Here is an 18,900-nt window from a genome sequence, read left to right on the forward strand (position 1 = left end):
TCGACTGTGGAGGGACCCGGACCCGCCGCGTCCCGCCGGAAGCGTAGCGACCACTGGCGACCGGGGTGGTCCCGCCGTCCTCGTCGGCGGTGCGACCTGCGTCGCACCCGGCGCTGACCGGCGGGAATTCGGATGCGGCCGGCCGGCCCGCCCGCCTAGCGTCGGGTCGCCATGCGTTTCTCACCGGCCGGCGATCCCGGCATCCCCGACGACCGGTCCGCCACCCGCTACCTGCTGTGGCTGGCCGGCCGGCACCCGTTCCTCTTCGGCTCCGGCATCGCGCTGGGCATCGTCTGGATGGTCGCCCAGGCGCTGATGCCGGCCGCCGTGGGCCGGGCGGTCGACGCCGGCCTCGCCCACCGGGACCCGGACGCCCTGCTGACCTGGGGCGCCGTGCTGCTGGGGCTGGGCGTGCTCCAGGCGGTGGCCGGGATCCTGCGGCACCGCTGCGCGGTGCACAACTGGCTGGCCGCCGCCTACCGGACCGTGCAGGTCACCGTCGGGGCCACCAACCGGCTGGGCGGCGCGCTGCACCGCCGGGTCGCCGCCGGCGAGGTGGTCAGCATCGGTACGGCCGACATCGAGCACATCGGCAGCGCCATCGACATCACCGCGCGGGGCGCCGGTTCGATCGTCGCCGTCGGCACCGTCGCGGTGATCCTGCTGGACGCCTCGGTGCCGCTCGGGCTGGTGGTGGTGCTCGGCGTGCCGCTGCTGATGGGCCTGGTCGGGCTGCTGATCCGGCCGCTGCACCGGCAGCAGCAGGCGTACCGGGACTCGGAGGGGCGGCTGACCGCCCGGGCCGGTGACATCGTCTCCGGGCTGCGGGTGCTGCGCGGCGTGGGCGGCGAGCCGGTGCTCTCCGCGCGCTACCGGGCGCAGTCCCAGGCGCTGCGCGCCGACGGCCTCCGGGTGGCCCGGGTCGAGTCGCTGCTGGAGGCGGCGCAGGTGCTGCTCCCCGGCGCGTTCGTGGTGCTGGTGACCTGGCTCGGCGCCCGCTTCGCGCTGCGCGGTGAGATCAGCGCCGGCCAGCTCGTCGCCTTCTACGGCTACACCGCCTTCCTGGTCAGCCCGCTGCGCAACCTGACCGAGGCGGCGGACAAGCTGACCCGGGGGCACGTCGCCGCCCGGCGGGTGGTGCGGCTGCTCCGGCTCACTCCGGAGCTGGTCGATCCGGCCCACCCGGCGGCGCTGCCCGCCGGCCCCGGTGACCTGGTCGACGTGCAGTCCGGGCTGGTGCTGCGACCGGGCCGGTTCACCGCGCTGGCCGCCAGTGCCCCGGAGGACGCGGCCGCGATCGCCGACCGGCTCGGCCGGTACGCCGACGGCGACGTGACGCTGCACGGCGTACCGCTGCGGGACCTGGCGGTGGCGACGGTGCGCGAGCGGATCCTGGTGGCCGACAACGACGCGCACCTCTTCACCGGCCCGCTCCGGTCGGAGCTGGATCCGCACGACGCGGCCGACCGGGCGGCGGTCGAGGCGGCGCTGGTCGCGGCGAGCGCGACGGACATCGTCGAGGCCCTGCCCGACGGGCTGGACGGCCGGGTGGCCGAGCGGGGACGGGAGTTCTCCGGCGGGCAGCGGCAGCGGCTGCGGCTGGCGCGCGCGTTGGTCGCCGACCCGGAGACGCTGGTGCTGGTGGAGCCGACCAGCGCTGTGGACGCGCACACCGAGGCGCGGATCGCCGAGCGGCTCGGCGCGGCCCGGCGCGGCCGGACCACGCTGGTCTGCACCACCAGCCCGCTGGTGCTGGGCCGGGCCGAGCACGTGGTCTTCGTGGAGGACGGCAAGGTGGTGGCCGAGGGCCGGCACGACGAACTGCTCGCCGCCGAGCCGCGGTACGCGGCCACGGTCAGCCGGGAGGAGGAGCGATGAGCAACGCACTGCCCGTCGCCGACGCCGACCAGGTCCGTCGGTACGCGCGCACGCTGGTCCGCCGGCACCCGCGCGGCCTGGCCGGGGCGCTCGGCCTGCACGCCCTCGCCGCGGCGGCCGGCCTGGTGGCGCCCCGGCTGCTCGGCGACCTGGTGGAGGGCATCTCGCGGGGCGTGTCGGCGGTGACCGTCGACCGGGTCGCGCTGGCCATCGCGGGTTTCGTGGTCGTCCAGTCGGTGCTGGTCCGGTTCGCGCACCTCGCCTCGGCCCGGCTCGGCGAGCGGGTCCTGGCCGAGCTGCGGGAGGACTTCGTCGACCGAGTGCTCGCCCTGCCGCTGTCCACGGTGGAGCGGGCCGGCACCGGTGACCTGCTCACCCGGACCTCGCGGGACGTCTCGGCGTTGTCCCGGACGGTCCGGTTCGCGGTGCCGGAGACGCTGATCGCGGTGGTGACGGTCGCGCTGGTCCTCGGCGCGCTGCTGCTGACCGGCCCGCTGCTGGCGCTGCCCTGCCTGCTCGCGGTCCCGGTGCTGTTGGCCGGCACCCGCTGGTACCTGCGCCGGGCGCCGGCGGGTTACCTGCGGGAGAACGCCGTCTACTCGGACATCACCGACGGGATCAGCGAGACGGTGGAGGGGGCGCGGACCACGGAGACGCTGCGCCAGCAGGCCCGCCGCCGGGCCCGCAGCGACGCCGACATCCGCCGGTCGTACGCGGCCGAGCGTTACACCCTCAACCTGCGTACGGTCTTCTTCCCGGTCGCCGAGATCGGGTACGTGGTGCCGGTGGTCGCCACCCTGGTGATCGGCGGCTGGTTCCACCTGAAGGGCTGGGCCAGCCTGGGTCAGGTCACCGCGGCCACCCTCTACGTGCAGCAGCTGGTCGACCCGATCGACCGGCTGCTCTCCTGGCTGGACGAGCTGCAGGTCGGTGGCGCCTCGATGGCCCGCCTGCTCGGGGTGGCCGTCGACGGGCCGTCCGCGCCGGCGACGGCTGCCGCGTCCGTTCCGGCGGACGGGAAGCGCCGGCTCGCCGCCCGGGACGTCCGGTACGCCTACCGGGAGGGTCACGACGTGCTGCACGGGGTGACCCTGGTGCCGCGGCCGGGGGAGAAGCTGGCCATGGTGGGCCCGTCCGGCGCGGGGAAGTCCACGCTGGGGCGGCTGCTGGCCGGGGTGCACGCACCCCGCTCCGGTTCGGTGACGGTGGACGGCCGGCCCCTGGCCGAGCTGCCCCTGGCGGAGCTGCGCACCCACGTCGCCCTGGTCAGCCAGGAGCACCACGTGTTCATCGGCACCCTGGCGGAGAACGTGGCGATGGTCCGGCCGGAGGCGGGCGACGCCGAGGTCCGGGCGGCGCTGGCGGCCGTCGACGCGCTGGGCTGGGCGGAGGCGCTGCCGGAGGGGCTGGCGACGCCGGTCGGCTCGGGCGGGCATCCGCTCTCCCCCGCGCAGGCGCAGCAGCTCGCGCTGGCCCGGCTGGTCCTCGCCGACCCGCACACCCTGGTGCTGGACGAGGCGACCTCGCTGATCGACCCGCACGCCGCCCGAGAGTTGGAACGTTCGCTCGCCGCCGTGCTCGACGGTCGGACGGTGATCGCGATCGCGCACCGGCTCTTCTCCGCGCACGACGCGGACCGGGTGGCGGTGGTCGAGGACGGCCGGATCACCGAGCTGGGCTCGCACGACGAGCTCGTCGCGGCGGGCGGCTCGTACGCGGCCCTGTGGCGGTCCTGGCACGGCTGACGGACGCGACCGGTCCCCGCCGGGGTGGCGGGGGCCGGTCGGTGCCGGTGCTCCGGGTGGCCTGCTGCGCCCCGCGTCAGCTGCGGCGCAGGATGCGGTACGTCGCGATGCCGGCGGTGCCGAGGGCGGCGAGGAAGACCAGCCAGACGACGGTGGTGCTGACCTCGGCGCCGCGGCCGCCGCTGCCGACGTTGGCGGCTGCCGCGGCGACCAGCGAGTCGCTCTGCGCCGGGGGCAGCGCGGCGGGCGGCAGCTGCTGCCAGCGGACCAGCCCGGTGCTCTCCAGCATCGCCATGTGGTCGGAGACGAACTTGTTGGCCTCGTCGGCGAGCTTGCGGACGGTGGCGTCCCGGGTGCTGGCCCGGACCGCCCCGATCACCGGGAAGATCTTGCCGTGGGCGACCCGGAGCCGGGTGACGAAGATCTGGTCGAAGCGGGCGCCGGTCGCGTTCTGCAGCTCGCCCAGCCACCCCTTCTGCTCGGTGGTCGGGTCGGTCGGCAGGGTGGCGCCCAGCTTGTTGGCGGCGTTCACCACGAGCTGGTCGAGGACGCCGTGCTGCCGGGAGATCTCCGCCCCGATCTCGCGTACCCGGGGCGAGAGGCCCTTCTCGGCGGCCATCTGCCCGGCCGGCATCTCCCAGAGCCCGGCCAGCCGTACGCCGTTGAGCAGGGTCATGTCGGCGGCGTTCAGCTGCGCGCCGGGCGCGGCGACGGCCACCCCGGGGAGGACGCCGAGCCCCGCGACGAGCGTGATGAGCAGCAGCGCCACCCGGCGGGTCCGGTGCGCTGGCCGGCGGCGTGCGGATTGCAGCGGTGCCATTGTTGCGGTGCCTCCTCGGTCCGGACCGAACGCGGGTGTCGCGGGCGTCCGCACCCCGTCGGCCGCCCGTCCGCACACTGGTACGGATCACCGGCGCGATCAGTTCACCGGCCGGGCCGTGGCCCGCCTCGTCAGGCCTCCAGCGGGTCCGCGAGCAGCCGCTCGAAGGCCAGTTCGGCCGCCCCGACCAGGGCGGCGTCCCGCCCCAGTTGCGGGGTGCGGAGCCGGACGTGCTCCAGGCACGCCGAGAGGCCCACCGAGTTGAGCCGGCTGCGCACCTGCGCCGCCGCCGCGAGGTAGAGGTCCCGCATGGTTCCCCCGAAGATCACCATCTCCGGATTGAAGATGTTGACCAGGTTCCCCACGCCGAAGCCCAGCCAGTCGCCGACCTGCCGTACCGCCGCCTGGGCCCGGGCGTCCCCCCGGTCGGCGGCGTCGATGACCGCGAGCACCGCCTCCCGGCCGGAGGCCGCCGGGCGACCGGCGGCGTGCAGGAGCGCGTACTCGCCGATCTCGGTCTCCCAGCAGCCGCGCGACCCGCACTCGCAGCGGGACCCGTTCCGGTTGACCACCATGTGGCCCACCTCGCCGCCGTAGCCGCCGTGCCCGGTCAGCCGGCGGCCGCCGGCGATGATGCCGGCGCCCACGCCGACGTCCCCGTACAGGTAGATGACGTTGTCGCGCCCGGCCGCGGCGCCGCGGGCGTGTTCGGCGAAGGCGCAGACGTCGGCCACGTTGGCCACCACCACGGGCGTCTCCGCGTCGAGTTCGGCGGCCAGGGTGGCGCCGATCGGCTCGTTGACCCAGCCGGTGTGCGGGCTGAGCCGGACCAGGCCGTCGTCGCGGCGCACCATGCCGCAGACCGCGATCCCGGCCCCGACGCAGATCGTCCCCGGCGGCACCGCCGGTTGCATCTCCTTGAGCGCCCCGGCCAGCAGCGGCGCGGTCTCCGCCGCGACCAGACCGCGCGGCCGGCTCAGCTCGCGCCGATCGAGTACGACGCCACCGAGCCCGACCCGGGCGGCCTGCAACCGGTCCACCTCGATGCTGAACGCCCACGCGTGGACCCGGGCGGACTCGGGCCGGACGACCAGCGAGGGGCGCCCGGCCCGCCCCCGCTGCTTCGGGGTCGCCTCGCTGACCAGTCCGGCGTTGGCCAGGTCCGCGGTCAGCGCGCCGATGGTGCTGCGGTTGAGCCCGAGGGCGGAGGTGAGTTCGGCCCGGGACATCGCCCCGTGGACGTGGACGTGGCGCAGCAGCGCGCCGAGATTCTGCCGGCGAATCTCCTCCTGGCTCGGACCCGCGCGCATCGCCGGCCTCAGCGGTTTCCGGTCGCGAGGGCGCGGCGCCGGGACAGCGCATCGACCCCGGCGGCGAGCAGCAGCACCAGCCCGGTGAACAGGTACTTCACCCCGGAGCTCGCATCCATCAGGCCCATGCCGTTGTCGATGACCGCGACCACCGCGCCGCCGAGCACCGCGTCGACCACCCGGCCCTTGCCGCCGAAGAGGCTGGTGCCGCCGATCACCGCCGCGCCGACCGCGTAGAGCAGCACGTCGCTGCCGCCGGTCCGGGCGTCCACCGAGCTGAACCGGCTGGCCGCCACGATGCCGCCGACCGCCGCCATCGAGGAGCAGACCACGAAGACGGAGATCCGGATCCGGTCGACGCTGATGCCGGCCCGGTGGGCGGCCTCCCGGTTCCCGCCCACCGCGTAGATGTGCCGCCCGTACGCGGTGCGGGACAGCACGAAGCTCAGCGCGACGAGCAGTACCCCGACCAGGGGCACGACGACCGGCATGCCGCGGTTCGAGCTGATCAGGCTGTTCAGGCTGCGTTCCATGTTGAGCACGTACACGGCGACGCCGACGACGGCGGCGAGGCTGCCGATCCGGAGCAGCACCATCGACATCGGATCGGTCGCCAGGTCCCGGGCCCGCCGGTTGCGGTACCGGAGCAACTGGGTGGCGGTGTACCCGCCGACGGCGGCCGCGGCGAGCAGCCAGCCGACCAGCGGCGGTAGGTTCCGGTTCTCGATGGCGACGATGGGGGCGGCCTGGACCGAGACGTTGGTGCCGCCCTTGATCAGCATCAGCATGATGCCCTGGAAGGCGAGGAACGCGGCGAGCGTGACCACGAAGGACGGAATGCCGACCTTCGCCACCAGGAAGCCGAGCACCAGGCCGATGGCCGCGCCGGTGGCGAGGGCGGCGAGGGTGGCCACGTACCACGGGTACCCCTGCAGGGTCAGCAGGTTGGCCAGCACGGCCGCGCAGACCCCGCTCGCGAAGCCGGCGGACAGGTCGATCTCGCCCACCAGCAGGACGAACACCAGCCCCATCGCGATCAGGACGACGGCCGCCCCCTGGGTGAACAGGTTCGCGAAGTTGCCGGCGGTGAGGAAGTTGGGCCGCAGGACCGAGAAGAACACGCAGAGCACGACCAGACCGAGGATCGCCGGCAGGGCGCCCATCTCACCGCCCCGCAGGCGGGCGAGGTAGCCGCGTACGTGGGCGCCGAGACCGGTCCGCGGGGCGGCCGTCTCCGGCTGGGGGTGGGCCAGGTCGGCTTGGGTGATCATTTCTCGGCTCCCGTCGTCCCGGTGCCCCGGTAACCGTTGGCGTTCCTGCCGGCCGTGCCGAGCGAGCCACTGCGCCCCGAGGTGATCAGCTCGACCACCTGGGCGTGCGTGACGTCGGTGGTCCGGACCTGGGCGACCATCTGACCGAGGTAGAGGGTCGCGATCCGGTCGGAGACGGCGAAGACGTCGTTCATGTTGTGCGAGATGAGGACGACGGCCAGCCCGTTGTCGGCGAGCCGCCGGACCAGTTCGAGGACCTGGGCGGTCTGCGCCAGGCCGAGGGCCGCCATCGGTTCGTCGAGGATGACCAGCCGGCTGTTCCAGAGCACCGCCTTGGCGATCGCCACCGTCTGGCGTTGGCCGCCCGAGAGGCTGGACACGTGCTGGCGCAGTGAACTGATCGTGCGGATGGAGAGCCCGGCGAGCGTCTTGGCGGCCAGTTCCTCCATGGCCGGCTCGTCGAGGACGAGGCCGGAGCGCCGTTCCCGGCCGAGGAACATGTTCTGCACGATGTCGAGGTTGTCGCAGAGCGCGAGATCCTGGTACACCACGTCGATGCCGAGCCCGGCGGCGTCCCGGGGACCGTTGACGGTCACCGGCCGTCCCTCGAAGAAGAACTCGCCGGCGTCGGTGCCGTAGATGCCGCTGATGCACTTGACCAGCGTCGACTTTCCGGCTCCGTTGTCGCCGACGAGCGCGGTCACCTGGCCCGGATACACCGAGAAGGCGACGTCGCGGAGCACCTGCACGGGGCCGAAGCTCTTGTCGACGCCACGCAGTTCCAACAGGGGTGTCTCGGACACGGGTGTCTCCTTCAGTTCAGCCGATGCCGGCCCGGGCGCACAGCTCGGCGTACTTCGCGGTGCACACGTCGGCCTTGTCGACGTAGCCGTCCGCGATGACGTTCTTCACCGTCTCCTTGGTGATGGCCTGGGCGCCCAGCAGCACGGCGGGGACGTTCCGGTCGCCCTTGGGGTCGTGGAAGGTCTGCTCGGTCTTCTTCTTCTCGCCCCGGGCCAGCGCGATCGCCAGGTCGGCCGCCGCCTCGGCCTCCGTCCTGACCGGCTTGTACACGGTCATGCACTGGTCGCCGGAGAGGATGTGCTGCAGGGCCTGGGCGTCGGCGTCCTGGCCGGTGACGGGGACCTTGCCGTTGAGCTTGTTCTTCGCCAGCACGGAGATGACGGCGTTGGCCAGCCCGTCGTTGGCGGCGACGACGGCGTCGATCCGGCCGTTCGTCTGGGTCAGCATCTGCTCGAAGATGGTGCCGCCGGTGGTGTTGTTCCACTCGGGCACCGACTGGTCGGGGCCCTTGAGGTACTCCTTCGCGTCGTACCTCGGCGCCAGGACCGAGTCGTAGCCCTCCTTGAACTGGGCCGCGTTGTTGTCGGTCGGCGAGCCGTTCAGCTCGGCGACCACCGGCTTCTTCACGCCCTTGTCGGTGAGGCACTTGACCAGGCCCTCGCCCTGGAGCCGGCCGACCGCGACGTTGTCGAAGCTGACGTAGTACTGCGCGGAACCGCCCAGCGTGGGCCGGTCGTAGTCGATGGTGGCGACGCCCTTCTGGGTCGCCTTGTCCAGAACCGCCTTCCCGGTACCCGAGTCGAGATTGGTGATCATCAACGCGGTCACGCCATTCGTGATCATCTGTTCGGCGATGGTGACGAATCGCGCCTTGTCGTTCTGGGCGTTCTGGATGTCGTAGTCCACCCCGGCCGCTTTGAAGGCGGCCTCCAGGTATCTGCGGTCCGCGGTCTCCCACCGGTTCGACGAGGCGCTGTCGGGCAGGATGACCCCGATCTTCGGCCTGGGACTGCCCGCGGCGCCGTCACCGGAGTCGGTGCCGCAGGCGGTGAGGTTTCCCGCGGCCAGCAGGCCGACCGCGGCGACGGTGAGGATCCCTCTGCGCATTCTGCACGGTTCCTTTCAAGGGGGACGGAACTCGAGGGGAAGGTGGGTGGGGTGACGAGCCGGTGAGCCGCGGGGTCGCGCTGCCAGCGGTTTGTTGTTCCGGGCAACGTATTGTTCGTCGCTCGGGCGCACAAGACCGTAGTGGCCAGCAGTTTGTTGTTGCCAGTAACAATTCGGCAACGCGGCCGACATTCGACCGCTCCCCCGTCGCTGGCGGTGGAGCGCCCTGCCCGCGGAATTGGTGTGGATCGGGAATGCCGCCGGCGCAGATATCGACGGTGAGAGATTATTTTGCTGCCAGACCTTGGCCGCCTTCGATGTGCGCGTAAGAAGGTCAGCACTCACCGCTGACCCGCCGGCCGGGCGTCGCGCTCGTGCTCAGCGGCCGGCGAGCGGGGCCGTCACCGCGCCGGTCAGGGCGATCAGGTCGGCGGGGCTCAGTTGGAGCTGGAGTCCGCGGCGCCCCGCGGAGACGTACACGGTCGGGTGGTCCAGCGCCGAGGCGTCGACCACGGTCGGGAGGCGCTTGCGCTGGCCGAGGGGGCTGATGCCGCCGCGGACGTACCCGGTGGCCCGCTCCGCCACCGTGCGGTCGGCCATGGTCGCCCGCTTGCCGCCGACCGCGGCGGCCAGCGCCTTGAGGTCCAGCTCCCCGGTGACCGGGACCACCGCCACGATGAGCCCGCCGTCCACCTCGGTGACCAGCGACTTGAACACCCGCTCCGGCGGGACCCCGAGCGCCGCCGCCACCAGGGCGCCGTAGTTCGGCGCCTCGGGGGAGACGTCGTACGGGTGCGTGCTGTGGCTGATCTTCCGCTTCGCGAGCAGCGCGGTCGCCGGAGTGCCCTGTCCCGCCATGCCGACAAGCTAGCCCGGGCCCGGCCGGCGGGGCGAGCCGAATTCAGGCGGCTACCGGGTGGCCGACGAGCACGGTGGGCGCGCCGGCCACCCGGGTCAGCACCAGGCTCGCCGCCGCGTCGCCGGAGAGCCGCAGGGCCCGGCGCAGCTTCTCCGGCTCCAGCGCCGAGCCGCGCTTGAGGATCTCCACCCGGCCGACCCGGCGTTCTCGGAGCAGGGCGCGCAGCCGCTTGAGCGAGAACGGCAGCACGTCCGTCACCTCCAGACAGCGGGCGTACGGGGTGCGGACCGGGGCGTCGGCGTACAGGTAGGCGATGCTCGGGTCGGCGAGGGTGGCGTCCAGCTCCGCGGCCAGTTCGGCGACCAGGTGCGCGCGGACCACCGCCGGGTCCGGGTCGTACAGGAACCGGCGGGCCGGGCCGACCGGGGCCTCCGCCGCGCCGGATCCGGTCAGCACGTGCGGCGTGCCGCCGCGCAGCAGGGTGGCCCGGCGGGGGACCTCGGCGAGCCGGCCGCACCAGAGCGCGGCCTCCACCAGGTCGCCGTCCACGCTGACCCATTCCGCCTCGGCGCCGGGCGGGATCAGCGCGTGGTCCAGCCCCGGGGCCACCTTCACCACGGTGTGCGGCACCCGCTCGGCGAGCCCGGTGACGAAGTCCCACGGCGGCGAGTAGGAGTTCGGGTCGAAGATCCGCCGCCCGGTGCCGGCGGTCCGCCGGGCCGGGTCGCAGAAGACGCCGTCCACCCGGCTGACGTCGAAGGCGGTCGCGTCGCCGCACTCCACCGTGAACCGCTCGGCCAGCCCCGCCGCCTCGGCGTTGGCGGCGGCCATCGCGGCGGTCACCGGGTCGGCCTCCACGCCGTACACCCGGATCCCGGCGCGGGCGGCGGCGAGTGCGTCCGCGCCGAGGCCGCAGCCCAGGTCGGCCAGGGTGCGTACCCCGGCGGCGTGCAGCCGCGCGGCCCGCCGGTCGGCGACCACCCGGCGGGTGGCCTGTTCCAGGCCGGCCCGGGTGAGGAACATCCGCGCGGCGGCCGGCCCGAACTTGCCGGCGGCGCGGCGGCGCAGCTCGGCCTGGGTGAGCGCGGCGGCGGCCAGCCCGGCCGGCACCCCGGCCGAGCGGAGCGCGGCGGCCGCGGCCAGCGGGTCGCCGCCGGCCACCTCGGTGGCCGCGGCGAGCGCGGCCGACCCCTCGGCGGTACGCAGCGCGGCCAGCTGGTCGAGATCCACCGTGCCATTCTCCCCGCCCGTCGGGGCGGATCGGCCGGGCGGGGGCGGGTGCGGCATGGTGGGGTGCTGCCCCCGGGCTGCCGCGACCGGCCGCGGGCGGAGTTGATCATGTTCGTCGGGACGACGCGCCGGACGACGGATTGGCACTCTCCTTGACGGAGTGCTAGCCGAGGAATAACCTGCGATTAGCACTCTCCCATCGAGGGTGCCAGCTTCCGGGCCTCGGCCCGGGCGCTGAACGCCAGGCGGACCGGCACCCGCGACGACGGCCCCGCCCGGTGGCATGTGGCAGATTGACGCCGTTCGGCTTGCCGTCCGGCAACGAAACCAAGTACCCCAGGAGGGTATGCCCGTGACTACCGCGACCAAGGTTGCGATCAAGCCGCTCGAGGACCGGATCCTGGTCCAGGCGAACGAGGCTGAGACCACCACGGCGTCGGGCATCGTGATCCCCGACACCGCCAAGGAGAAGCCGCAGGAGGGCACCGTCCTCGCTGTCGGCCCGGGCCGCATCGATGACAAGGGCAACCGGATCCCGGTTGACGTCAAGGTCGGCGACACCGTCATCTACTCGAAGTACGGCGGCACCGAGGTCAAGTACGCCGGCGAGGAGTACCTGGTGCTCTCCGCCCGCGACGTCCTCGCGGTCATCGAGAAGTAACCAACCGATCAGTGTCGTTGCCCCGGTCCGGCTCGCCGGGCCGGGGCAACGTCGCTTCGAAGGGACATTCATGGCGAAGATCCTGAGCTTCTCGGACGACGCCCGGCACCTGCTCGAGCACGGTGTCAACGCCCTCGCGGACGCGGTCAAGGTCACCCTCGGCCCGCGTGGGCGCAACGTCGTCCTGGACAAGAAATTCGGTGCGCCGACGATCACCAACGATGGCGTGACCATCGCCAAGGAGATCGAGCTCACCAACCCGTACGAGAACCTCGGCGCGCAGCTGGTCAAGGAGGTGGCGACCAAGACCAACGACGTCGCCGGCGACGGGACCACCACCGCGACCGTGCTGGCCCAGGCCATGGTCCGCGAGGGCCTGCGCAACGTGACCGCCGGGGCGAACCCGGCCGGCCTCAAGCGGGGCATCGACGCGGCGGCCGCCAAGGTCTCCGAGGCGCTGCTCGGCCGGGCCGTCGAGGTGGCCGACAAGGAGTCGATCGCGCACGTGGCGACGATCTCCGCGCAGGACGCCACCATCGGCGACCTGATCGCCGAGGCGATGGAGAAGGTCGGCCGCGACGGCGTCATCACCGTCGAGGAGGGCTCGGCGCTGCACACCGAACTGGACGTGACCGAGGGCCTCCAGTTCGACAAGGGCTTCATCTCGCCGAACTTCGTCACGGACGTGGAGGGGCAGGAGTCGGTCCTGGAGGACCCGTACATCCTGATCACCACGCAGAAGATCTCGGCGATCGAGGAGCTGCTGCCGCTGCTGGAGAAGGTCCTCCAGAACAACCGGCCGCTGCTGATCATCGCCGAGGACGTCGAGGGCCAGGCCCTGTCCACGCTGGTGGTCAACGCGATCCGCAAGACCCTCAAGGTCTGCGCGGTGAAGGCCCCCGGCTTCGGCGACCGCCGCAAGGCGATGCTCCAGGACATGGCCATCCTGACCGGTGCCGAGCTGGTCGCCCCGGAGCTGGGCTACAAGCTCGACCAGGTCGGCCTGGAGGTGCTCGGCACCGCCCGGCGCGTCGTGGTCGACAAGGAGACCACCACCGTCGTCGACGGTGGCGGCCAGACCTCCGAGGTCGCCGACCGGGTCGCCCAGATCCGCAAGGAGATCGAGGCCTCGGACTCCGAGTGGGACCGGGAGAAGCTGGCCGAGCGGCTGGCGAAGCTCTCCGGCGGCATCGCGGTCATCAAGGTGGGCGCCGCCACCGAGGTCGAGATGAAGGAGCGCAAGCACCGCATCGAGGACGCCATCTCGGCGACCAAGGCCGCGGTGGAGGAGGGCACGGTCCCGGGCGGCGGCGCCGCCCTGGCCCAGATCCTCCCGGTCCTCGACGACGACCTCGGCTTCACCGGTGACGAGAAGACCGGCGTCTCGGTCGTGCGCAAGGCGCTGGTCGAGCCGCTGCGCTGGATCGCCCAGAACGCCGGCCACGACGGCTACGTGGTGGTGCAGAAGGTCGCCGGCAAGGAGTGGGGCAACGGCCTCGACGCCGCCCGCGGCGAGTACGTCGACCTGGTCAAGTCCGGCATCATCGACCCGGTGAAGGTGACCCGCAACGCGGTCACCAACGCCGCCTCGATCGCCGGCCTGCTGCTCACCACCGAGAGCCTCGTGGTGGAGAAGCCGGAGAAGGCCGAGCCGGCCGCCGCCGGTGGGCACGGCCACGGCCACGGTCACGGCCACCAGCACGGCCCGGGCTTCTGACCCGACGCCGTACGGACGACGTCAGGGCACACCGTCACGCCGACGGTGTGCCCTGACCCGTATCTGGTTACGGAACGCTGACGCCGCTACCGGTCCGGCGGGGTGATCGACAAGACTGTTCCGATGACCACCACGTCCCGCGGGTACGCCGCGCTGGCCGGGATCACCGCCGCCGCCGTGGCGATCGGCGCCGCCGAACCGGTGGCCGTCCTCACCGGTGCCCGTTCCGCGCCGCTGATCGCGGTCGGCGGGCTGGTCGTCGACGTCGTCCCCGCGCCGCTGAAGCAGTTCGCCATCGCGCTCTTCGGCACGTACGACAAGATCGCCCTGCTGGTCGGGACGGCCCTGCTGCTCGCGGCGTTCGCCGCGCTGCTCGGCGTGCTGGCCGCCCGCCGGCTCTGGGCCGGGCTGGCCGGCATCGCGGCCTTCGCCGCCCTCGGGGTGGCCGCCGCGCTGACCCGGGCCGGCGCGAACGTCCTCGACGCGCTGCCCTCGCTGGTCGGCGCGGCGCTCGGCGCGCTGGCCCTCTGGCTGCTCCTGGCCGGGCCGCTGCAACCCGAGCTGTGGTCCTGGTCGCCGCCGGTCGCCCCGGAGAGGGCCCCCGAGCCGGTCGCCCCGGAGGCGGCCCCCGAGCCGGTCGCCGCGGACGAGGCCCGCGAGCCGGTTCCGGCCGGCGGGGCGGAGGTCGACCCGGAGGGGCGGCGGCGCTTCCTGACCGGGGTGGGCACCCTGCTGGGCGTGGCGGCCGTGGCCGGGGTCGGCGGGCACTGGCTGGCCGGGCGGCGGGGCGTGTCGGCGGCCCGGCAGGCCGTCGCGTTGCCGACCCCGTCGGCCGCCGCGCCGGCGGTGCCCGCCGGGGCCGACCTCTCGCTGGCCCAGCTCGCCCCGTACGTCACCCCGAACTCCGGCTTCTACCGGATCGACACGGCGCTGGTGGTGCCGCAGGTGGATCCGGCGACCTGGCGGCTGCGCATCCACGGCCGGGTGCGCCGGGAGATCGAGCTGAGCTTCGCCGACCTGCTCGCCCGGCCGATGGTGGAGCGGTACGTCACCCTGGCCTGCGTCTCCAACGAAGTCGGCGGGGACCTGATCGGCAACGCGCGCTGGCTGGGTGTGCCGATCAAGGAGCTGCTCGACGAGGCCGAGCCGGAGGAGGGCGCCGACCAGGTGGTCGGCCGCTCGGTCGACGGCTGGACCTGCGGCACCCCCACGGCGGTGCTGCGGGACGGGCGGGACGCGCTGCTCGCGGTCGGGATGAACGGCGAGCCGCTGCCGGTCGAGCACGGCTTCCCGGTGCGGATGGTGGTGCCCGGGCTCTACGGCTACGTCTCGGCCTGCAAGTGGGTCACCGAGCTGGAGCTGACCAGCTTCGCCGACTTCGACGCGTACTGGGTGCCGCGCGGGTGGTCGGCGCAGGGGCCGATCAAGACGGAGTCGCGGATCGACACGCCCCGGTCCCGCAACCGGCTCACCGCCGGTCCGGTGATGGTCGCCGGGGTGGCCTGGGCCCAGCACCGGGGCATCCGCAAGGTCGAGGTACGCGTCGACGACGGCCCCTGGCGGGAGGCGACGCTCGCCCCGACGGTGTCGGTGGACACCTGGGTGCAGTGGTCCTGGCGCTGGGACGCCACCCCGGGCGAGCACACCCTCCAGGTGCGGGCCACGGACGCCGACGGCGTCACCCAGACGGCGGATCGGCGGCCGGTCGAGCCGGACGGCGCCACCGGCTGGCACGCCGTCGAGGTGACCGTGCGTTGAGCAGGTCAGCCACCGGTCGGGCGCCCGGCGCCGACGGCGGTCATACCGATCAATCAGGGGATCTGGGGGCCGACCCTCGCTAACCTGATGCCGTGGGGGAACGGCGGGGCCGCAGGCGCTCGTTGATCCATGGCTATGGTGCGGCGCGGCGGGCCAGCTGGCTGGAGCTCTTCTTCGACCTGGTGTTCGTCGTCGCGGTGTTCCGGCTCGGCCAGTTGCTGCTGGACGATCCGTCGGCGCGCGGCGTGCTGGTCTTCGCCGGTCTGATGAGCACGATCTGGTGGTTGTGGTTCAGCTTCTCCTACTTCGCCGACCTCTTCGACGACGATCGCCCACCGAGCCGGATCGTGCAGTTGGCCGCGATGCTGGGCGTGCTGGCACTGTCAGCCTCCCTTCCCCACTGGTCGGCCGGCGACGCGGACCGGTTCGCGGTGGCGTACGGGCTGCTGCTGGCGTTGCTCACCGCGACGTACGGGATCGTCGGACGGATCGACGTCGAGGCACGGGAGTTCTGCTGGTGGAACGCCGCCGGCTTCCTGATCGGCGCCGTGCTGTGGTTCGGCTCGCTCCTGGTGTCCGTGCCCGCCCGGTACTGGGTCTGGGGGGTCGCACTCGTCGTCAACGCCGCCATCGCCGGACCACTGGCCTACGCCGTGGTGCGCCGGGCGCCGACGCAGAAGTCCCACATGCCGGAGCGGTTCGGTCTGTTCACCATCGTCGTGCTCGGGGACGCCGTCCTGGCGGTCGCGAACGGCATCGGCGCCACCGGCTGGAGACCGGCCGCGGTGGCGATCGGGGTCGGCGGCTTCATCATGGCCAGCGGAGTCTGGTGGGTGTATTTCCTCGCCACGTACGACAGCGAGGCGGGCAACCGGGTGCTCCGCGCCGGGCGGGAGGCGGTGGTCCGGAGCTACTTCTACGCCTACGGTCACCTGCTGGTCTACGCCGCGATCGTGACCGCGGGTGTCGCCGTCGAGTTGGCGGCGAAGGAGGCGGCACATCCGGGCCCAGGGCACGATGTGGCCGGGCGGCTGCTGGGAGGCAGCCAGCTGGCGATGATGGCCGGTTGCGTCATCATCTACCGCGGGATCAGCCTGTCGGTCAGTCGCCCGGTGGCGCTGACCCAGTCGGGGTTGGCGCTCGTCGCGCTGGTGATCGCGTTGGCGGGACTGCCGCCGGTCGTGGCGGTGTCTCTCAGCGCGATCGCCTGGGTACTGCTGGCGGTCGTCGAGCAGCGATCGGCGTCGGATCGGCCCCGTTGACTCTCGTCTTTCCGGGGCGGCGCGCGACTGCCGGACGCGCCCCCGGGTCATCCCCGGCCGGGCCGCGGCCCGCTCCACGGTGGCGTGGAGCGGGCCGCGCGGTGGTGTGCAGCGGGCTCAGACCGCGATGCGCCCACCGTCGACGGGCAGGATCGCGCCGTGCACGAAGCTCGACCGGTCGGTGGCCAGGAAGGTGATCGCTTCGGCGATCTCCTCGGCCGACCCCGGACGTCCGGCCGGGATCGTGGCCGCCAGTTGGTCGAGGTCCTCGCCCATCCCGGCGGTGCCCTCCGTCCGGGTGGGGCCGGGGCTGACCGCGTTCACCCGGACCCCGTGCGGCCCGTACTCGGCGGCCCAGGACTTGGTGAGCAGCACCAGCGCCGCCTTGCTCGCCCCGTACAGGCCCATCCCCGCCAGGCCGAACTCGGCGACCATCGTGCTCAGGTTGATGATCGCGCCCTGGCCGCGCTTCGCCATCTCCGGCGCCAGCTCGGCGACCAGGAAGTACGGCGCCTTGACGTTCAGCGTGAACACCGAGTCGAAGGTCTGCTCGCTGGTCTGGTCGGTCGGGCCGAACGGGTAGATCCCGGCGTTGTTGACCAGGATGTCCACGTGGCCGACCAGCTCCCTGGCCCGAGCGGCGAGCTCCCGGGCGGACGCCTCGTCACGCAGCTCGGTGGCCACGAAGTCGGCCCGGCCACCGGCGGCGCGGATGTCCCGGACCACCTGGTTTCCCCGGACCTCGTCGCGACCGGAGATCACGACGTGCGCACCGAGCTTGGCCAGCGCGACGGCAGCCGCCCGGCCGATGCCGCTGTTACCCCCGGTCACCAGCGCCGACCTGCCATGCAGTTCTGTCATTGTTCTCCACCCACATTCTGTTCCGCGATGAGCGGCTTCGGTCGGACGTGCCCCGACCAGTGGGTGCAAGTCGCACGGCGGCTGAAGCTTTCCCGCCGAGCTGATCAAGCAACTTATGGCCGCTATAAGCGACCCGCGTCGGCTGCCGATCGGACCTGCTCCAGCCCCCGGACCTCCAGAGCGGCGATGAGGCGACCGAGGTCGCGCCGGTGGGAGCTGGCCGGCCACACCGCCCAGGTACGCCGGACGAGGGGATGGCCGACCAGCGGCGACCAGGTGACCGAGTCCGGGATCGGTTGCGACCAGCTGGGCGGTGCCAGCGCGAAGGCCCCACCGGCGGTGACCGCCGCGAGTTTCACCTCGGGGATCAGCTCCTGCCCTTCCGGTGCGGCGGGTCCGAGATCCAGGCCGTGGCTGCGCAGGATCGCGGTGAGTTCGTCGTACCAGGCGGGGCTCCCGGAGCGCGGGAAACCGACCCAGTCCAGCCCGGCGAGCGCGTCCAACCGGATCCCGTCGGGGCCGGCGACGGCGGCGGCCTGGTCGGCGGACAGCAGCACGCCCAGCGCTTCCTCGACGACCAGGACGGCGTCCAGGTCGGGGCCGATCGGGTGTTCCCGCACCAGCCCGACGTCGATCTCGCCGGCGCGGAGCGCGGCGAACTGGGCGGCGGTGGACATGTGGCGGGCCTGGACCCGGGTACCCGGGTGGGCCGCGGCGAGGTCGGCGAGCGGCCGGGACAGCAGGTCGGTGGGGAGCTCCAGCGGGATCCCGAGCTTGAGCACCCGGTCGCCCGCGGCGGTGTGCCGGGCGACGGCGGCCACCGCCTGATCGTGCCGGGAGAGCACCGCGCGAGCCTCGGCGAGCAATGTCATGCCCGCCTCGGTGGCCTGCACGCCGGTACTGCGGCGGACCAGCAGCTGCACGCCGAGCTGTCGCTCCAGCGCGTTCATGGTCTGGGACAGCGCGGGCTGACTCACGTGCAACCGCCGCGCGGCCGCGGAGAGGCTCCCCTCCTCGACGACCACGACGAACGCCCGCATTTCCCGCAGTTCCACCCGCCCATCACACCACGCGTGCCCACGGCCACCGCGTGGGAAGCCGGTCGCACCGGCCCCGGTCCGCTCGGCCGACGCCGACGACATCCCCGCGGACCCGGGAGAGGCGTCGACGCCGCGCCCCGGGGCGGGGCGCGGCGTCGGTCGTCGGTGTCGTCGCGGTGGGTCGGGTCAGGCGATCTTGCGCTGGTCCGGCACGGCCGACTTGTGCGGTCGGCCGAGGCGGGCCTCCAGCCGGGCGATGTCGACCCGGCTCTGCCGGCGGTCGGCCAGGTCCTCCCAGCCGAGGGCGAGCAGCCGGAGCCGCTCGGACTCGCTGAACCCGCCCCACACGCCGTACGGCTCGCGGACCGCGAGGGCGTGCGCGGCGCACTCGGCGCGTACCGGGCAGGCCCGGCAGACGGCCTTGGCGCCGGACTCGCGCCGCAGCCGCGACGAGCCACGCTCGCCGTCCGGGTGGAAGAACTGGGTGCTGTCCCGGCCCCGGCAGGCACCGAGCCGCTGCCAGTCCCAGAGATCGACGATGGGTCCGGGCAGTCTACGTACGTTCGACATCAGCACC

Annotated in this window: 16 protein-coding genes; 6 read left to right on the forward strand and 10 right to left on the reverse strand. The window is 73.4% G+C overall.

The window, feature by feature from the left end; genetic code table 11:
- Window positions 1-171 precede the first annotated feature (171 nt).
- Window positions 172-1,878, forward strand: a complete 1,707-nt coding sequence (locus tag ACFOYX_RS20040; RefSeq protein WP_322440298.1) for an ABC transporter ATP-binding protein — start codon at window positions 172-174, stop codon at window positions 1,876-1,878.
- Window positions 1,875-3,623, forward strand: coding sequence for an ABC transporter ATP-binding protein (locus ACFOYX_RS20045; protein ID WP_322440299.1), 1,749 nt, complete (start codon window positions 1,875-1,877; stop codon window positions 3,621-3,623). The genes ACFOYX_RS20040 and ACFOYX_RS20045 overlap by 4 nt, the downstream gene beginning before the upstream one ends.
- A 76-nt stretch (window positions 3,624-3,699) precedes the next feature.
- Here the strand turns inward: ACFOYX_RS20045 and ACFOYX_RS20050 are convergent, their stop codons facing one another.
- From ACFOYX_RS20050 to ACFOYX_RS20080, 7 genes are all read right to left on the reverse strand, one after another.
- Complete coding sequence (locus tag ACFOYX_RS20050) at window positions 3,700-4,443, reverse strand: DUF4142 domain-containing protein (RefSeq protein ID WP_322440300.1); 744 nt, start codon at window positions 4,441-4,443, stop codon at window positions 3,700-3,702.
- A 131-nt stretch (window positions 4,444-4,574) separates the two neighbouring features.
- On the reverse strand, window positions 4,575-5,753 hold the full coding sequence (locus tag ACFOYX_RS20055; RefSeq protein WP_322440301.1) for an ROK family protein: 1,179 nt from the start codon (window positions 5,751-5,753) through the stop codon (window positions 4,575-4,577).
- 8 nt (window positions 5,754-5,761) lie between these two features.
- Window positions 5,762-7,024, reverse strand: a complete 1,263-nt coding sequence (locus tag ACFOYX_RS20060) for a sugar ABC transporter permease (RefSeq protein ID WP_377534217.1) — start codon at window positions 7,022-7,024, stop codon at window positions 5,762-5,764.
- Window positions 7,021-7,827, reverse strand: a complete 807-nt coding sequence (locus tag ACFOYX_RS20065; RefSeq protein WP_109802940.1) for an ATP-binding cassette domain-containing protein — start codon at window positions 7,825-7,827, stop codon at window positions 7,021-7,023. Before ACFOYX_RS20065 ends, ACFOYX_RS20060 begins: the two co-directional genes overlap by 4 nt.
- Window positions 7,828-7,843: 16 nt before the next feature.
- Entirely contained in the window at window positions 7,844-8,935 is a 1,092-nt protein-coding gene (locus tag ACFOYX_RS20070; RefSeq protein ID WP_322440302.1) for a substrate-binding domain-containing protein, read from the reverse strand.
- 378 nt (window positions 8,936-9,313) lie between these two features.
- Window positions 9,314-9,793 carry a Cys-tRNA(Pro) deacylase gene (ybaK, locus tag ACFOYX_RS20075; protein WP_109802942.1) on the reverse strand — a complete coding sequence of 160 codons (480 nt, stop codon included), beginning with the start codon at window positions 9,791-9,793 and terminating at the stop codon, window positions 9,314-9,316.
- Between the two features lie 43 nt (window positions 9,794-9,836).
- Window positions 9,837-11,024: a methyltransferase domain-containing protein gene (locus tag ACFOYX_RS20080; RefSeq protein WP_322440303.1), complete on the reverse strand. Its 1,188-nt coding sequence runs from the start codon at window positions 11,022-11,024 to the stop codon at window positions 9,837-9,839.
- A gap of 346 nt (window positions 11,025-11,370) precedes the next feature.
- Between ACFOYX_RS20080 and groES the strand changes: the two genes are divergently transcribed.
- The 4 genes from groES (at window position 11,371) to ACFOYX_RS20100 (ending at window position 16,422) form a co-directional block, all read left to right on the forward strand.
- Window positions 11,371-11,685 carry a co-chaperone GroES gene (gene groES, locus ACFOYX_RS20085; RefSeq protein WP_109802944.1) on the forward strand — a complete coding sequence of 105 codons (315 nt, stop codon included), beginning with the start codon at window positions 11,371-11,373 and terminating at the stop codon, window positions 11,683-11,685.
- 70 nt (window positions 11,686-11,755) lie between these two features.
- Window positions 11,756-13,402, forward strand: coding sequence for a chaperonin GroEL (gene groL / locus ACFOYX_RS20090; protein WP_322440304.1), 1,647 nt, complete (start codon window positions 11,756-11,758; stop codon window positions 13,400-13,402).
- Between the two features lie 123 nt (window positions 13,403-13,525).
- Window positions 13,526-15,160: a molybdopterin-dependent oxidoreductase gene (locus ACFOYX_RS20095; RefSeq protein WP_322440305.1), complete on the forward strand. Its 1,635-nt coding sequence runs from the start codon at window positions 13,526-13,528 to the stop codon at window positions 15,158-15,160.
- 92 nt (window positions 15,161-15,252) lie between these two features.
- Entirely contained in the window at window positions 15,253-16,422 is a 1,170-nt protein-coding gene (locus ACFOYX_RS20100; RefSeq protein WP_322440306.1) for a low temperature requirement protein A, read from the forward strand.
- 117 nt (window positions 16,423-16,539) lie between these two features.
- Here the strand turns inward: ACFOYX_RS20100 and ACFOYX_RS20105 are convergent, their stop codons facing one another.
- The 3 genes from ACFOYX_RS20105 to ACFOYX_RS20115 all read right to left on the reverse strand — a co-directional run bounded on the left by ACFOYX_RS20105 (window position 16,540) and on the right by ACFOYX_RS20115 (window position 18,893).
- Entirely contained in the window at window positions 16,540-17,283 is a 744-nt protein-coding gene (locus ACFOYX_RS20105; RefSeq protein ID WP_109802948.1) for an SDR family NAD(P)-dependent oxidoreductase, read from the reverse strand.
- A 122-nt stretch (window positions 17,284-17,405) separates the two neighbouring features.
- Complete coding sequence (locus ACFOYX_RS20110) at window positions 17,406-18,338, reverse strand: LysR substrate-binding domain-containing protein (RefSeq protein ID WP_322440307.1); 933 nt, start codon at window positions 18,336-18,338, stop codon at window positions 17,406-17,408.
- Between the two features lie 171 nt (window positions 18,339-18,509).
- The gene (locus tag ACFOYX_RS20115) at window positions 18,510-18,893 is read right to left on the reverse strand and encodes a WhiB family transcriptional regulator (protein WP_322440308.1); all 384 of its coding nucleotides are present in this window, start codon (window positions 18,891-18,893) and stop codon (window positions 18,510-18,512) included.
- Window positions 18,894-18,900 lie beyond the last annotated feature (7 nt).

The organism is Micromonospora sp. GCM10011541 (assembly GCF_042650725.1).
GTDB lineage: Bacteria > Actinomycetota > Actinomycetes > Mycobacteriales > Micromonosporaceae > Micromonospora > Micromonospora sicca.

Bases quoted from the DNA above. Each gene is read 5' to 3' on its own strand.
- ACFOYX_RS20040 (WP_322440298.1), top strand. From the start codon at position 172: ATGCGTTTCTCACCGGCCGGCGATCCCGGCATCCCCGACGACCGGTCC.
- ACFOYX_RS20045 (WP_322440299.1), top strand. From the start codon at position 1,875: ATGAGCAACGCACTGCCCGTCGCCGACGCCGACCAGGTCCGTCGGTAC.
- ACFOYX_RS20050 (WP_322440300.1), bottom strand. From the start codon at position 4,443: ATGGCACCGCTGCAATCCGCACGCCGCCGGCCAGCGCACCGGACCCGC.
- ACFOYX_RS20055 (WP_322440301.1), bottom strand. From the start codon at position 5,753: ATGCGCGCGGGTCCGAGCCAGGAGGAGATTCGCCGGCAGAATCTCGGC.
- ACFOYX_RS20060 (WP_377534217.1), bottom strand. From the start codon at position 7,024: ATGATCACCCAAGCCGACCTGGCCCACCCCCAGCCGGAGACGGCCGCC.
- ACFOYX_RS20070 (WP_322440302.1), bottom strand. From the start codon at position 8,935: ATGCGCAGAGGGATCCTCACCGTCGCCGCGGTCGGCCTGCTGGCCGCG.
- ybaK (WP_109802942.1), bottom strand. From the start codon at position 9,793: ATGGCGGGACAGGGCACTCCGGCGACCGCGCTGCTCGCGAAGCGGAAG.
- groES (WP_109802944.1), top strand. From the start codon at position 11,371: ATGCCCGTGACTACCGCGACCAAGGTTGCGATCAAGCCGCTCGAGGAC.
- groL (WP_322440304.1), top strand. From the start codon at position 11,756: ATGGCGAAGATCCTGAGCTTCTCGGACGACGCCCGGCACCTGCTCGAG.
- ACFOYX_RS20095 (WP_322440305.1), top strand. From the start codon at position 13,526: ATGACCACCACGTCCCGCGGGTACGCCGCGCTGGCCGGGATCACCGCC.
- ACFOYX_RS20105 (WP_109802948.1), bottom strand. From the start codon at position 17,283: ATGACAGAACTGCATGGCAGGTCGGCGCTGGTGACCGGGGGTAACAGC.
- ACFOYX_RS20115 (WP_322440308.1), bottom strand. From the start codon at position 18,893: ATGTCGAACGTACGTAGACTGCCCGGACCCATCGTCGATCTCTGGGAC.